The organism is Otoolea muris (assembly GCF_943193115.1).
In the GTDB taxonomy this organism is placed as follows: Bacteria; Bacillota; Clostridia; order Lachnospirales; family Lachnospiraceae; genus Otoolea; species Otoolea muris.
On sequence record NZ_CALPCY010000024.1, the window covers coordinates 1 to 13642 of the forward strand.

General features: G+C 43.3%; 16 protein-coding genes and 1 pseudogene. 13 read left to right on the forward strand and 4 right to left on the reverse strand.

The features are described 5' to 3' along the window. The first annotated feature begins 262 nt into the window (after positions 1–262). The 6 genes from NFS31_RS14700 to NFS31_RS14725 all read left to right on the forward strand — a co-directional run bounded on the left by NFS31_RS14700 (position 263) and on the right by NFS31_RS14725 (position 4702). The gene (locus NFS31_RS14700) at positions 263–628 is read left to right on the forward strand and encodes a BlaI/MecI/CopY family transcriptional regulator (protein ID WP_251496463.1); all 366 of its coding nucleotides are present in this window, start codon (positions 263–265) and stop codon (positions 626–628) included. 52 nt (positions 629–680) lie between these two features. Next, complete coding sequence (locus NFS31_RS14705) at positions 681–2033, forward strand: M56 family metallopeptidase (protein ID WP_251496465.1); 1353 nt, start codon at positions 681–683, stop codon at positions 2031–2033. A gap of 23 nt (positions 2034–2056) precedes the next feature. Beyond that, positions 2057–2425, forward strand: coding sequence for a BlaI/MecI/CopY family transcriptional regulator (locus NFS31_RS14710; RefSeq protein WP_251496467.1), 369 nt, complete (start codon positions 2057–2059; stop codon positions 2423–2425). Between the two features lie 128 nt (positions 2426–2553). Then, positions 2554–3075: a hypothetical protein gene (locus tag NFS31_RS14715; protein WP_251496469.1), complete on the forward strand. Its 522-nt coding sequence runs from the start codon at positions 2554–2556 to the stop codon at positions 3073–3075. 94 nt (positions 3076–3169) lie between these two features. Beyond that, positions 3170–3694: a hypothetical protein gene (locus NFS31_RS14720; RefSeq protein WP_251496471.1), complete on the forward strand. Its 525-nt coding sequence runs from the start codon at positions 3170–3172 to the stop codon at positions 3692–3694. A 27-nt stretch (positions 3695–3721) separates the two neighbouring features. After that, positions 3722–4702: a hypothetical protein gene (locus NFS31_RS14725; protein WP_251496473.1), complete on the forward strand. Its 981-nt coding sequence runs from the start codon at positions 3722–3724 to the stop codon at positions 4700–4702. Between the two features lie 246 nt (positions 4703–4948). Here NFS31_RS14725 and NFS31_RS14730 read toward each other — a convergent pair whose 3' ends face one another. Beyond that, positions 4949–5314, reverse strand: a complete 366-nt coding sequence (locus NFS31_RS14730) for a helix-turn-helix domain-containing protein (protein ID WP_251496475.1) — start codon at positions 5312–5314, stop codon at positions 4949–4951. 495 nt (positions 5315–5809) lie between these two features. On the opposite strand from NFS31_RS14730, the gene NFS31_RS14735 reads away from it, so the two are divergent. From NFS31_RS14735 to NFS31_RS14755, 5 genes are all read left to right on the forward strand, one after another. Then, positions 5810–6187, forward strand: coding sequence for an RNA polymerase sigma factor (locus tag NFS31_RS14735; RefSeq protein ID WP_251496477.1), 378 nt, complete (start codon positions 5810–5812; stop codon positions 6185–6187). A gap of 165 nt (positions 6188–6352) precedes the next feature. Then, positions 6353–6523, forward strand: coding sequence for a hypothetical protein (locus NFS31_RS14740; protein WP_251496479.1), 171 nt, complete (start codon positions 6353–6355; stop codon positions 6521–6523). Positions 6524–6534: 11 nt separating this feature from the next. Continuing rightward, complete coding sequence (locus NFS31_RS14745; RefSeq protein ID WP_251496481.1) at positions 6535–6930, forward strand: RNA polymerase sigma factor; 396 nt, start codon at positions 6535–6537, stop codon at positions 6928–6930. A 515-nt stretch (positions 6931–7445) separates the two neighbouring features. Then, positions 7446–7610 carry a transposon-encoded TnpW family protein gene (locus tag NFS31_RS14750; protein ID WP_251496483.1) on the forward strand — a complete coding sequence of 55 codons (165 nt, stop codon included), beginning with the start codon at positions 7446–7448 and terminating at the stop codon, positions 7608–7610. Positions 7611–7705: 95 nt separating this feature from the next. After that, on the forward strand, positions 7706–9415 hold the full coding sequence (locus tag NFS31_RS14755; RefSeq protein ID WP_251496485.1) for a recombinase family protein: 1710 nt from the start codon (positions 7706–7708) through the stop codon (positions 9413–9415). A 327-nt stretch (positions 9416–9742) separates the two neighbouring features. Here NFS31_RS14755 and NFS31_RS14760 read toward each other — a convergent pair whose 3' ends face one another. The 3 genes and pseudogenes from NFS31_RS14760 to NFS31_RS14770 all read right to left on the reverse strand — a co-directional run. After that, on the reverse strand, positions 9743–10720 hold the full coding sequence (locus NFS31_RS14760; RefSeq protein ID WP_251496487.1) for an AAA family ATPase: 978 nt from the start codon (positions 10718–10720) through the stop codon (positions 9743–9745). A 101-nt stretch (positions 10721–10821) separates the two neighbouring features. Then, a complete protein-coding gene (locus NFS31_RS14765; protein WP_251496490.1) occupies positions 10822–11211 on the reverse strand; it encodes a plasmid mobilization protein in 390 nt (129 codons plus the stop codon). Continuing rightward, positions 11208–11393, reverse strand: a pseudogene (locus NFS31_RS14770) (site-specific integrase); the annotation flags it as partial. The pseudogene NFS31_RS14770 and the gene NFS31_RS14765, both read right to left, overlap by 4 nt. Positions 11394–11544: 151 nt before the next feature. Here NFS31_RS14770 and NFS31_RS14775 point away from each other — a divergent pair. Together NFS31_RS14775 and NFS31_RS14780 are read left to right on the forward strand one after the other, a co-directional pair. Continuing rightward, positions 11545–12771 carry a tyrosine-type recombinase/integrase gene (locus NFS31_RS14775; protein ID WP_251496493.1) on the forward strand — a complete coding sequence of 409 codons (1227 nt, stop codon included), beginning with the start codon at positions 11545–11547 and terminating at the stop codon, positions 12769–12771. Further along, positions 12768–13640: a tyrosine-type recombinase/integrase gene (locus NFS31_RS14780; protein WP_251496495.1), complete on the forward strand. Its 873-nt coding sequence runs from the start codon at positions 12768–12770 to the stop codon at positions 13638–13640. The genes NFS31_RS14775 and NFS31_RS14780 overlap by 4 nt, the downstream gene beginning before the upstream one ends. The last annotated feature ends 2 nt before the right edge of the window (positions 13641–13642 follow it).

The following is a 13642-nucleotide window of genomic DNA, read 5'->3' on the forward strand; positions in this document are numbered from 1 at the left end:
GGAACTTTTTACCGCATTATCCTTGTGATTACAATGGTTTTTGCGGCTTGTTCCGATAAAAATTTTATTCCTATAACAAATGACTTATTAGAAAATACTAATAAATGCACAAACAATATATTGACAAAATTTCCAGATTAAGGTATTATGAAAATGTTAGTGGTTACTAGAAAAAACTAATAACAAACAAGCATATATTAATACATACACTATGCCGAGTGATGATAGCATTGTATTGGTAAGGGACGAGGAGGTGAGGTTCTTGTTTAAAAAGTATGGTTTGAATCGTTTATCACTGCAACTTATGGAATTGCTGTGGTCAATGGACAAACCGCTTTCTTATGAGGAAATCATAACTCTTGTTAAATCCAAGTGGGGTAAAAATTGGAAGACACGAAAGCTGAAATCTTGCTTGGTTGATTTACAAAAAGCAGGTGCTATCATTATAGATGAAACGATTGCTATCCACATATATTGTGCGGCGTGTACAAAGGGGGAATTTATTGATAACTGGAAAAAAGAACAGATAAAGAACTATCTTAATGAGCCAAGCCGCTTATATGGAATCTTTCCGACAACGAAAAAAATGTCAAAGGAAGATATTGAAGAACTACGGAAACTGTTATAGCGGCAGACAACTGGTTAAATTTTAAAAGAGCCTGTAAAGGAGGCCTTAAATCATGCTTAAGAACCTTCTCATTATCATATTTAAAAATATGTTTTTTGTTATGTCATTATCAGGGACGGTTGTTTTTGTTTTCTATTTATTGCTCTATCCATTGTCAAAACGTTACTTTTCACTGGAATGGAGGTATAATCTATTAAAAATAGCATTGATGTTTTACCTGATTCCATTTCCATTATGCAAATATTATGTGTGGGGATTTTTTTATGATAATTTTTCATTTATACGGGAAATAGCTAGTCAACATGAACCACTGGAAATGAATAGCGATTACATTATTGTCGCAAATCGTGATTCAATATTGTTGTCGCCAAAAGTTCAGTCCATTTATTTGACTGTGTTATTTATTGCATTGATTTCTTCTTTCATCATATGGAAACAAATTATACAATACCGAAAAATGAAGCAAATATGTTTTGTTGATTTGGAAGGATCAACCGAATGGAAAATGCGGGAATTCTTTTCCAGGAAGAAAGCAATGTTGAATATTAAAAAGGACGTAAAACTTATCTGTTCTGAATACTGTGAATCACCAATTACAATCGGGGTGCTATCCCCCACAGTGTTGTTTCCAATCTGGGATAAAGATTGTCAGATGGACGATGAACTATGTGAATATATGATTACCCATGAATTGGTACATATTAAACACAATGATATATTGATAAAATTAGTGGGTTTGCTTGTTATAGCAATTCACTGGTTTAATCCATTTGTATACTTATTGGTTGCTGAACTTTCCTGTATTAGTGAGATGTATTGTGACAGTGTGGTGATGGAAGGGAAGGGGGAAGAAGAACGTAGCAAATATGGAAATTTATTATTAAGACTTATTGTAGAAAATGTGTCTTTAGATAAAGAGCAATTTGGGGTTGGGTTTGCGAATTTCAGGAAAAAGAAACTGTATAAAAGGAGAATTTTGGAAATAAAAAGAAATAAAACAAGTAAAACAATTTTATCTGTAATTATGGCTGCCTTTATTTGTATGGCTGGTGGAGTTACTGTTTTTGCATATGAGCCACCGTCTACGATTACAAATGAAAATGATAAAGCGATTGGCGTAAATATGTCTACTTTGGATGAATCTTTTTTACCGGAAAAATTATTATCAGATTGCTTTGCAATTGCGGATGATGGAACTGTTTACGATTTTTGTCATGTGAACAAAAACGATAGAAAGATTTGTGAGCATGATTATTCCATTCCTATAAAGATGACATATCACGAAAAAGATGGTAATGGTGGTTGTATAGTTGAAACATATTCGGCACTTAAATGTTCAAAATGTTCGGATAAGAAAGTGGGAGAATTATTGAGTACAGCAACTTATATGTCCTGCCCACATTAATATTGGGAAAGGAGAATGATAAAATGAAAAAAAATTATGGTTTGACAAAAACAGAGGAACAGATCATGGAACTATTGTGGGCAGCAAAAGCCCCCATGACATTCAGAGAGATTATGGATATTGCAACCAGTGAATGGGGAAAAGCGTGGAAAGTCCAAACACTGAACACGTTTCTTTTGGGTCTACAAAAAATGGAACTGGTTGGGGCAGAGAAAGGTACATCTTGCAATTATTACTATGCTTTATGTACAAAAGAACAGCATATTCATAACTGGACAAAGAAGTTAGTGGCAGATTGCTATGGCAATTCGTTTAGTCGTTTTGTAGCTGCCTTCATTGGAGACGGAAAATTACCCGAAAAAGATGTGGAGGAATTAAGAAAATTATTATAGGAAAGTTGATTTTTACGAAATGAACAGACTAGAGAGTTCGAGTTAAAAGGAGGTGAAATAATAATTCTCTACAGTTTCTGATTATTTCTTAAAAATATAAAATCAAGAAAGATTAGAGAGGTGAACATATGAATATAAATAGTGTGGACAATTCCTTTAATTGGTCTGGCACTAGAAAAACAGAAACCATATTTTCCAAAGCCGGCAGTTTTGCTTCAAAACTGAATACGGCTAAAAAAAGTAAAGAACCAATTAACCAGAATAGCCCTGCGGCTTTTGCTCTGAAAATCAATGGACTTAGTGATGATGATTATAAGCAGCTTGCATTAAAGTTCAATCCCAGAAATATGACCTTAGATGACTACAATTCTTTTTTGGATTATCTCCAAAGCAAAGATGTTATATCAGATGATGAGAAAAGGAGAATTGGATATAATGGCACAGTTGTAAAACAAGTGGACAGCATGGTAGGTGCATATTATTCTGAGGAACCTGTTGTGGATAATTTCATTGACGGGAATGTGTTAGCCTTTACACGCAGTCAGGGATCTCTGGTATATTCTAACCCATTATCGTTTAATGAAGAAACGAAAGGACTGTACCGTAAAATTACGGCTATATTTGAGCGTATGTTACAAGAAAATAGTTAAACAACAGTATATGCTTGGACTTATATTTAAGGGAGCATAAATGGTTCTGACTGACAGAAGAACCATAGACTGAGATGTAAGGAGTAACACGATTATGACAATTCAGATGGTAAATGGATATCCCGTGTACGCAGTTACAAAAAAAGAAGTAGCCTATCACCCTTCTTACTTTCAACAGCAGGCAGAGAAATGGGTGGAGGGTTCAAAAAAAGATAAACTTTCTGATGAAGAACTGGAAAACCTGAAAAAGAAATATAATTCCACAAATATGTCAAAAGAAGATTCGATTGCGCTCATGGGTGAACTGGTGGAAGCCGGTATTATTTCTAAAGGAAGGGCTACCGCTATCTATTTAGGCATTACACCATTAGATGAAAGCAAGATCAATCCAACAAAACCGGAAGGTGTTTTAACAAAATGCGATGACGTTTCTGACAGAAAAAACCATGCGTTTGGAAGTTTAGGAGGACTGGGAACTATGTTGGAAGTTGGAGGACTGGATTCGTATAAAAATTTATATGAGTATTCAAAAGCGGCTACCGATGTTGATGTAAATAAATCGCAGCATTTTCAGGATTACAGAAAATTCTTAGAGATATTGGAACAATTAAAAGCATAAATCAAAAAAACAGATTGAGGAGAAAAAATGAGTGTATTAGGTTTACAAGGCACAGGCTTTCCCACGGCAAGATATCCGGTTGGAACTACGTCCAGAAATAATATGAGAAATGTTTTTGGTCAAAGCGAGATAAGTGGAAAGTCATCATCTACTCCCAGCGGCAATTATCATGGTACGTTAAAAATGGGCTATTTACATAGTGAGTTCAGCCCTGTTTCGGGGCAGGAACTTCACATGAAGTATGACGAAAGTTCCACAGATGACGATCCGGTGATGTATGTCGAGGGAAAAGATATCCAAGGAAAAACTTTTACCCAGAAAATTCATTTAAACGATGTGAACGCAGAAAATGCCACGCCTGCGGAAATGACTGCGTTACGTGTTCACCTGGCACAGCAGGGGGACAAAAGCGTAAAGGCAAGCAGCGGGATACCACTTATGGCACTTGGCAGTCACCAGGATGTAAACACAGCCATGGATTTTAAACAGTATTATGAAAACTGGGCTTCTAATCTGGAAAATGTGGGATTGAAACAAAATGCCGGAATTTACATGAGTGAATTGGAACGCTACCTTTTCTATCACCGCACGAAGGGAGTAACATTTTCAGATACAAGCAGTATTTCGTCTACAGCAACGGAACCGAACGGAAAGTTGGAGGACAAAGACTATGAGTACCTTTCCTCCAACTGGAATCCCCAAAATATATCCCAGGAAAAATATGACGAATTTTTAGATTTTCTTCAAAGTAAAGGAGTTATATCTGAGGAAGATAAAAAATATGTCTGTTATGGAGGAGAAAGGCTTGATAGAGGTGAACCAGAATCATGGTACTCGCCGTTGGAGCCGGTTCATGATTTTGCTGATGGGAATGTACTAGCATTTGTTCGCTATCAGAGTTCACTTATCTATGACCCCAAAACAACAGAAACCAAACGAGAAGTAGATCTGTATAAAAAAATCACTTCAATTATGGAAGAAATGGTAAAACGAACGGGAGATAATTAAGCTATATGCAGAAAGTAGTCAAATTGATTCCATAGGAAGAAGAACTGCCGCCTAATAAAAACCTGCGGCAGTTTCTTTATAAAAAAAGGAAACATAGGATTTCATTAGTTTTATCACTTATATTTCTATTAACGGTAAAGAATCCGAACCTGAGAGATTAAAATATATTTTAACCTAACTTGAAAAAGAATCGGGCGACATGGTTTTTTGTCTGACCGATTCTTTTTTGTTTTAAAAAAAGTTGATTTACTCCAAACGTTTTAAATTAGATTTATTCTGGACAGCCAATAACTGCTCTGCCAGATAATCCAAAGTCCCCAGAAGGATAAGCTGGTTTGTCCGGTTGCAGGCCCTGAACTTTCCAATGAAGCGCTGGATTTCTTCCTCCTGCTCGTCTGGGGATAAATTAAATAAATCACTTGTGGACAGCCCCAGGCGGTTGATAATGGGAAAAAGAATCTCATAGGAGGGATTCATCTTCCCTGTTTCAATATTCCTGATGGTTTTCACGGATACACCAGACTGATCCGCCAGTTCCTGCTGGGTCAGCCCACAATGTTTTCTTGCGGTGCGGATACAAGCGCCCAAATATTTTATCTTGTCAACCGGCATAATTAGTCACCTCGTATCTATTCTATCTTACCGGTTCATGGTTTCATATTACCTTATAGGTTCTCTAAAAAAGGTAATATTATGCCTATTTTGAATAAGAATATGATATAGCCCCCTATGGGAAGTGGAAGCCAGATAAAAAAAACGGCTTCTCGTAGCAGGGCTTAATTGTGCGCCGCCTATGATTTGCTGTCGGAGGAAATCATGGCGGGCAATGTTTATCTCCATAAACAATCAGTAAAACCAGGTAATAAACCAAAAAAAGCATATACTTTTCAGGGGGATTCCCTATCCCAAAACAGGCACGATTAAGCCTATATAAACACCGTTATCAAACCTTATACCGAACACAAGAGTACAACGTCAGGATCGCTAATCAATATCCTGGCGTTTTTATTTGTCGATTTTTGTCGGATTCTCCCGCTATTCACCAGTGCCGTGGGCCGCCCTTCATCAATTTTCACTTCAAAAAATTGATGAAAGGAGTAACCGGCAATGACTGAAGAATATTGGATTGAAATATTAAAGGCAGAAGATCGCTTGTTAGACAACTCTGACCGGAAGTATCGGTATCACTGCAAATCTCTGGAAAGCATGAGCGAGGAATTAACGTTTCTGGAACATTACATAGACACGGAAGAAGATTTTACTATACTGTGCGGAATCCGGGACTTTACCGACCTGGTTCAGAATGAGGAATTAGCGACTGGACTGCGCCGCCTCACTGACCGCCAGCGGCAGGCGATACGGCTTCGTTTCTGGGAGGGATATCAATGCCAGGAGATTGCCGTCATGTTTGGCTGTAGTCCGGCGGCGGTAACGAATTTAATACAGCGGGCTTTTAAACAGCTCCGCATTTACTTAATGAGATAACCCTATGACTTCAAGGAGGCAGCGTCCAGCTATGGATTGCTGCCCCTTCTCTTTCCAGACCAAAACATTTTCAAGAAATTTCCCATACCCCGTTAATTTTTGCCTTCTGGAATCTCCGATTATTGAGGGACAAGCCCTCAATAAAAATATTGGAGGTTTTTGTATATGGAGAAATTAGTTCGTGTCATTAAGCTGCGCCCTGGTGAAACAGTCCTTATCGTTGCGGAGGAACGCCCCGCTCCCTGCCCGTGCGGTCATGCCTGTGTTGTCCCAGAACGTAAAGAAGAATTTCCTTTGCCTAAAGGAATCCTGATTCATATGGACGGCGCCGCATAAGGAGGGGATTCATGTTTCATGTTACGATCTTTGACGCAGCGGGAACCCCTTTGGTGGTGGAGGTATCCTATGAGGTTTTCCAGGTATTTGCGGAGTATGACCGGGAGATGGAACGCCAGCGGAAAGCGGATTCCCGCCACCGTGACTGCCGCTCCTGGGATACCTGCCTGCTCTTTGAAGTGTCCACGGAACCGCTTGAGCAGACTTATGAGCGTATGCGAACCCTAAAAGAAATCCGGGACGTTTTGGAAGAGTTTAGCCCCAAGCAGCGGCGACGTTTCCTTCTCCATTTTGCCTATGGCTATACTTACATGGAGATTGCGGAAATGGAAGGCAGCAACAAGTCTACCGTCATGCGCTCTGCCAGGGCCGCACTGAAAAAAATCCGAAAAAAACTGGTGGTCTGATAGCAACTTTTGCCTGGTTTTTGTCCTTAACAGTGAAAGGGAAAACTCCCTTTTTTCAATTTTGTTCTTTGACAAATAACGGACAGCCGTTCATATCAGTATTCAGGATTTCCAAACGCTGTGTGTGAGCGCCGCAAGCGCAAACGCCAAGACCCCCTGCGGACGGCCAGAGCGTCCGTCAACACGATGACATCAAAGGGCCAGAGCGACCATTTGACGGCTTGATAACCAGCCCCGGCAGGCTGGAAAGCGCCAAGACCACCAGCGGGAGGAACCGTGCCTCTCACCGAAACTTACTGCGAATATGGTGTACCCACCTATCGGCGGTATGCGGCGGTTCGGCAGCCACCCGGCTGACAGCCACGAACCGGCCTGAATACTCCCACGTATCGGGGGCGAGCCGATGGACAGTCCCGCTGTTCCAGACAATACGGTACGAAAAATAAGAACAATGAGGCGCTGCGCTGGTTATCCCAGTGTGGCATTTTCCTCTTGCCATAGAAAGGTGTGATGAAATGGCGGATAATAAGCCCGCAACAGTCATGGAGAAGAAAGTCAAAGGCACAACCTATGTGGTATCCTCTTTCTTCAATACAGCCGCCAAAGAAACCATTTTTGATAAATTACAGCATATCGCTGAGCGTGATGTTGATGTTGTGTCCCCAAAAAGAAAATATTAGCGCTTTAAATTGATAAATCGCTTCACAAGACGGATGGGATACGGTATAATGGAACCACGAACCCGTGTCTTTTAAAGTTCGTCGGAATGGAGGTTATGATGTTACAGACGACGATAAAAGATACAAACAGAACAGCCATAAATACTTTGTATTCTATCCGCAACGTGTTGGCTCCAGAAGCCATGACAGCCCTGTACTGCCGGTTATCCGTAGACGATGCCAACGATGGGGACAGCAACAGTATCCAGAACCAGAAAAAAATTCTTCTGAACTATGCCAGGGAAAACGGCTATATCAACACCCAATTTTTCGTGGACGATGGTTATTCCGGTACAAGTTTTGAACGTCCCAGTTTTAAGAAAATGATTGAGGGCATTAAATCCGGTGAAATCAAGCGGGTAATCATCAAGGATATGTCAAGGTTTGGGCGTGATTATCTTCAGGTGGGAATGTACACAGAGATTATGTTTGCCGAGTATGATATTCATTTTGTGGCGGTCAATGACGGAGTAGATTCCCAGAAAGGTGAGAATGACCTTACTCCCTTCCGTAACTTATTTAATGAATGGTATGCCCGTGACTGCTCCAAAAAGCAGCGGGCGGTCAAACGGATGAAGGGAATGTCAGGAGAACGGGTTTCCTCCCACGCCCCATATGGCTATATCAAAGGTGAGGGTGGAAAACTTATGGTTGATGAAGAAACGGCCCCGGTAGTAAAGTTGATCTTTGACTTACGTGTGGAAGGGCTAGGTGTTGGACGGATTGCCAGCGAACTGACTCGTAGGAACATTCCCACTCCCGGAACCATTGAATACCGGAGAACTGGAAAAACCCGCAGATATCTTCCTCATGCGGAATGCGTATGGAGCGCAACGACAATCACCATGATTTTAAAACACAAAGAATATCTGGGACATACGGTAAACTTTAAAACATTTTCCAAGTCTTATAAATTCAAGAAACGTTACCCAACCCCGGAAGATCAACAAATGGTTTTCAAAGATACCCATGAGGCAATCATCACCGAGGAAGTATGGGAAACCGTCCAGAGGCTTTCCCAACACCGGAGGCGGCGTACTAATGACCATGAGCCTGGACTTTTCTCCGGTATGCTCTACTGTGCGGATTGCGGCTCTCCTCTGCACTTCTCAACCGGGAGTAATACTTCTGGCAAAGACCCACGATATATTTGCGGAAGTTATCGGAAACGGAGTGTCGAGAAGTGCTGTAGCGCCCACTATATCCGCCAACCCGTGTTGGAGGAACTGGTTCTTGAAAACCTGCGGCAGATTACAAAACTTGCCACGGAGCAGGAAAAGGAATTTGTCAGGCTCATTATGAATCGGACGCTTTCCAAACAGCAGGAAGATGTCAAGACTTTGCAGAAGGAACTTGTGACTAAGGAACACCGGATTGTGGAACTGGACGGAATCATCAAAAAGCTGTATGAAGATAATTTCTCCGGGAAACTGTCAGACGAGCGCTACATAATTTTTTCCAGGGATTACGAAAATGAACAGCATACCTTGAAAGCGGAGGCCCTGGACATAAGGAACCAGATCGCAGAGCAGGATTCCAAAGTGGTCAATATCAACAGCTTTGTGGGACTTGCCAGGAAATATACTTCCTTTGAAAAACTGACCCCCGGAATGCTTCATGAACTGGTTGAGAAGATCATTGTCCATGAAGGCGATAAAAGCAGCGGCCACCGCATACAGAAAATTGAAATCTACTATTCTTTCGTTGGCGACCTGGAGAGTTCTCATGTGGTCGCCCAACGAACTCGAAAAACACCGGCAGCGTGATATATTTCATTATTTTGCACTGCCAGTCTTTTAAATCTAAAAAGGTTCGCTAAGAACATTCCCCTAAAGTAACGCAAAAGCACTTTTGTCAGCTACGCCAACAAAAATGCAACCCGCAAGCGGGTTTTGCGCCCTGCTGGGGGCTTTCCGTCCTTCGGACGGTGGGCGGCTTTTCGCCGCCTTGTTGCCGCCGCTTTCCGGCTTTCTCCCAACAGCGCAACATTGCAATGTCTATAATTTTTGCAACCTTGCAATCTTCAAGAACGCAATTCCAAGACTGCAAAATTCTAATACCCTGCATTGTTGCGCTGTTGCCTTGCCCGTCCGTCACTGTCTGATTTTATCCAATTCCCAATACCATGTGTTGTTTATCCGTTTTGCCCGGACACCTAACTCTTTCTTCGCATTTTCCAGTGTCCGCTTCGATATGCCCTGTTCGTCTGCAAGACCGAAAATCTCATTGCTCTGCATGGCGTTGTTTGTTTCTGCCAGTTCCCGGAGTAACCGTTTCGCTTGTTCCATTTTATTTGCTTTGGGGGCAATACCGCCTAACACTTCATCAGCCGTAATCTCATAATCTCCAAGCCATTGAAAACCGTCCTCTGACAGTGCAAATGCTTTTGGGTGTCCGAACGCAGCAAGGTTGTTTTTAATCTGCACCACAGCCCTTATATTTTCTTCTCCCTCAACCCTGCCGACTAAGAGAACGCTTCTAGCGACTGCAAAGAAATCAATTGAACCCATTCCCCGGTATGCCGCTTTATTTCCTGCTGCCTTGTTCATATGCCCGACAAGGACAATCGCACACTGGTATTTCTCTGCCAGTGCCGCCAGTTTCTTTGTCATATCCCTTGCTTCATTCGCCCGGTTCATATCCATACCGCCGCCCAAATAGGCTTGTATCGGGTCTAAAATAAGCAGTTTTGCGCCCGTCTTTATAACAGCTTCTTCCAAGCGTTCATCTATCATGGAAAGGGATTTTATCTTTTCATCAATGACCGAGATTTTCTCACAGTCTGCCCCTGCCTGTTCCAATCGGGGCTTGACCGTATCGGCAAGACCGTCCTCCGCACTCTGATAGATTACATTCAAAGGCTCTGTAAGATTCATTCCACCGTCTAAACTTTCTCCCTTAGACAGTTTTGCCGCTATGTTCAGAATAAATGTTGTCTTTCCGTCACCCGGATCGCCTTGTATGATTGTCAGCTTGCCATAGGGGATAAACGGAAACCACAGCCAAGAAACTTCCTGCGACTGAATCTCCGACAATTTAATCAACTGTAATTCTGTTTTTGTTTCTTCCATAAAACGCCCTCCATTTCTGAAAAATCGTTGCCACTGGAAGAACCCTCTGCTATACTTGTATTGTGGATACTGATAACAGAGGTTTTCCAGTTATCACAGCCCTAACAGTTGCCGCTGTCGGGGCTTTTTTCTTCTCCTTTGGTGCTTCCCTGCCACAGATATTTTGCTCCGTCCAACATCCAAAGAATTGCTTTCAACATATCCTCATAAGATGTCTGTAACTCTCTGATTTCTTCGGTAGTGACCTCCGGCTTTTCGTCTTTTATCTGTTCTGCCAGCTCTTCCATACGACTCTGCATTTCCTGTAATTTTTCCACAATTTGATATACCGTTTCTTTCTTCCCTACCACACATACACGATTGTAAATACAGGAACGGACAAAATAATCTTTCTTTTTCATGCCGCTTGCAAAAATCTTTGCTTCGATTTCTTCTCTTTCTCTGGGAGAAATGCGAAAACTGATTGTTGGATATTTGTGTGTGCCGCTCATTCTTCTGTACCCTCCTTAAATTCTGCGTTCAACAACTCTGCCATTTGTATCTGCTCTGTCGGGAACATATGGGCGTATCGAAACGTAATATCCACGCTTTCATGCCCTACCCTGTTCCCTATTGATACCGCCGAAAATCCCATACTGATTAGCAACGAAACGTGCGAATGCCTTAAGAAATCCAAACGTTTGGATTTCCTCCGTTATCCAAACTTAAATAAAATCCAAACCTTTCAGAAAAAAGACGTAAACCGCAACAAATACCGTCTGAAAAGGTTTGGATTTTATTTTTGGTGTATGATTCCTTTATAACAAAAAAAGGGAGGTCATACCATGGATTTACAAAACCTAAAGGAACACCATGAAGAACTTCTTTCCTTCATGGAAAACAATGGCTATTGCAGTACCTACATACACCGGTCCAGAGATGAAATCAACCGTATACTGGCGGATGCAGACAGCCACCGCTGGCAGTCATACCAGGATATTTACCTTGAATACTTAAAGGTACCGCATTCCAAGGACTATCTCCGCAACAAGAGGACGATCATCGGAGCCCTGGAGCAATTCGATCTCTTCGGCCACTTTCCGGACGGCAGACACCGCCATACCCTTTTTGAAAGGGGCTCCTACCACCTGCTGGTGCCGGAATTCCAGGAACTGATTGATTTCTACCGTGCGTATGAAGTTCAGCGCGGCAAAAAAGAATCAACCATCCGGGGTGAGTCCCTTAACACGGCATCTTTTTTATACCGGATGCAGGAGCAGGGAGCCCGGAGCCTGGATGAAGTGACAGAAGATGCTGTCCTGTCGTTTTTCGTTTCGGACGACGGCACGCTGCAGAAGAGCTGTCCCTACAAGAAGAACATATCTGCTGTCTTTAAGGCCGGACTCAAATGGAAGGAACCACAGTGCCGGAGGATACTGGGCTTTCTCCCGCTGCTGCGCGAAACAAGGAAAAACATACGATACCTTACACAGGATGAAGTCAGGCTCCTGCGGGATGCGGCAGAGAATGATGGATTCTCCGCCCGCAACAAAGCCATTCTCCTCCTGCTCCTTTTTACAGGCCTGCGGGGATGCGATATCGCCGGCCTTACATTCAGCTCCATCGACTGGGAAAAAGAACGGATACTGGTGGAGCAGCAGAAGACATCCGTGCCGGTGGAGATACCTCTTTCTGCTGTTGTAGGCAATGCCATATACGATTATCTGGCAGAGGAAAGGCCGGATACCGGGAGCCTGCGCCTGTTCCTGTCAGAAACACATCCCTTTTCACCCCTGGCTGCCAGGAGCATTGGCAACATCGTGGCAAAAGCCTGCAGGCTGGCGGGGATAAGGCAGGAGCCCGGAGACAGGAAGGGCACCCATATCTTCCGGCACAACCTGGCGTCCTCCATGCTGGAGAACGGCGTCCCACAGCCCGTCATCACGCAGACCCTGGGACATACAGCCCCGGATTCCCTTGAGCCTTACCTGAGGGCGGACTTTGTGCATTTAAAAGAGTGCGCGTTAAGCATAGAAGCTTTCCCGCTGGCGGAGGAGGTGTTTTCCTTATGAAAGAGTTCCGGTCTTTTCTTGCCCCGCAGATCCGCCATTTCATACGGTACCGGCAGGCGTCGCAGCGCTGGAACGACTCTTCCTATGAAGAGAACCTGATGCTTTTCGGCCGCTACTGCCTTGAAAACTATCCGGGTGATACCATGCTGACACAGGAGATGGTTGACGGCTGGTGCCGCCAGCGGCACACGGAAGCAAACAATTCCTGCCGGTCAAGGATCTATGTGGTGGACAGCTTTGTCCGTTTCCTGAATGGGCGGGGTCTGTCCCCTGTACAGCCCCCGCAGATTCCCCGTAAGGAAATGCGGACTTACATCCCCCATGCCTTTACACAGGAAGAGCTCAGCCGTTTCTTCCATGAGTGCGACCATATCCCCGTCATCAACAACCGGAAAGAGACGGCCATAAGGAAAATGACCATCCCCGTCTTTTTCCGGCTCCTTTACAGCAGCGGGATCCGCACGAATGAAGCAAGGCTGCTCCCCAGGGAAAATGCAGACCTTGAAAGGGGCGTCCTGGATATACAGTACTCCAAGGGGCATGACCAGCATTACATTGTCCTGCATGACTCCATGCTGGAAATCATGCGCAGGTACGATACGGCCATTGGGGAGATTGTGCCCGGGAGGGAATATTTCTTCCCTTCCATACGGAATTCGCATTTGGGCAGGGGGTGGGTGGCCAAAAACTTTAACCTCCTGTGGCGCGGGGTGAACGCATCCCACGCTACTGCCTACGAATTCCGGCACCATTATGCCGTGGAAAACATCAACCGGTGGGTGGGACGGGGCTTTGAGTTCCATGACAGGCTGGTATTCCTCAGTAAGAGCATGGGGCATACGACAGTGGAGAGCACGAAGTACTACTAATC

Bases quoted from the DNA above. Each gene is read 5' to 3' on its own strand.
- NFS31_RS14715 (WP_251496469.1), top strand. From the start codon at position 2,554: ATGAATATAAATAGTGTGGACAATTCCTTTAATTGGTCTGGCACTAGA.
- NFS31_RS14760 (WP_251496487.1), bottom strand. From the start codon at position 10,720: ATGGAAGAAACAAAAACAGAATTACAGTTGATTAAATTGTCGGAGATT.
- NFS31_RS14780 (WP_251496495.1), top strand. From the start codon at position 12,768: ATGAAAGAGTTCCGGTCTTTTCTTGCCCCGCAGATCCGCCATTTCATA.
- NFS31_RS14740 (WP_251496479.1), top strand. From the start codon at position 6,353: ATGGAGAAATTAGTTCGTGTCATTAAGCTGCGCCCTGGTGAAACAGTC.
- NFS31_RS14705 (WP_251496465.1), top strand. From the start codon at position 681: ATGCTTAAGAACCTTCTCATTATCATATTTAAAAATATGTTTTTTGTT.
- NFS31_RS14735 (WP_251496477.1), top strand. From the start codon at position 5,810: ATGACTGAAGAATATTGGATTGAAATATTAAAGGCAGAAGATCGCTTG.
- NFS31_RS14710 (WP_251496467.1), top strand. From the start codon at position 2,057: ATGAAAAAAAATTATGGTTTGACAAAAACAGAGGAACAGATCATGGAA.
- NFS31_RS14720 (WP_251496471.1), top strand. From the start codon at position 3,170: ATGACAATTCAGATGGTAAATGGATATCCCGTGTACGCAGTTACAAAA.
- NFS31_RS14750 (WP_251496483.1), top strand. From the start codon at position 7,446: ATGGCGGATAATAAGCCCGCAACAGTCATGGAGAAGAAAGTCAAAGGC.
- NFS31_RS14745 (WP_251496481.1), top strand. From the start codon at position 6,535: ATGTTTCATGTTACGATCTTTGACGCAGCGGGAACCCCTTTGGTGGTG.
- NFS31_RS14775 (WP_251496493.1), top strand. From the start codon at position 11,545: ATGGATTTACAAAACCTAAAGGAACACCATGAAGAACTTCTTTCCTTC.
- NFS31_RS14730 (WP_251496475.1), bottom strand. From the start codon at position 5,314: ATGCCGGTTGACAAGATAAAATATTTGGGCGCTTGTATCCGCACCGCA.
- NFS31_RS14725 (WP_251496473.1), top strand. From the start codon at position 3,722: ATGAGTGTATTAGGTTTACAAGGCACAGGCTTTCCCACGGCAAGATAT.
- NFS31_RS14755 (WP_251496485.1), top strand. From the start codon at position 7,706: ATGATGTTACAGACGACGATAAAAGATACAAACAGAACAGCCATAAAT.
- NFS31_RS14765 (WP_251496490.1), bottom strand. From the start codon at position 11,211: ATGAGCGGCACACACAAATATCCAACAATCAGTTTTCGCATTTCTCCC.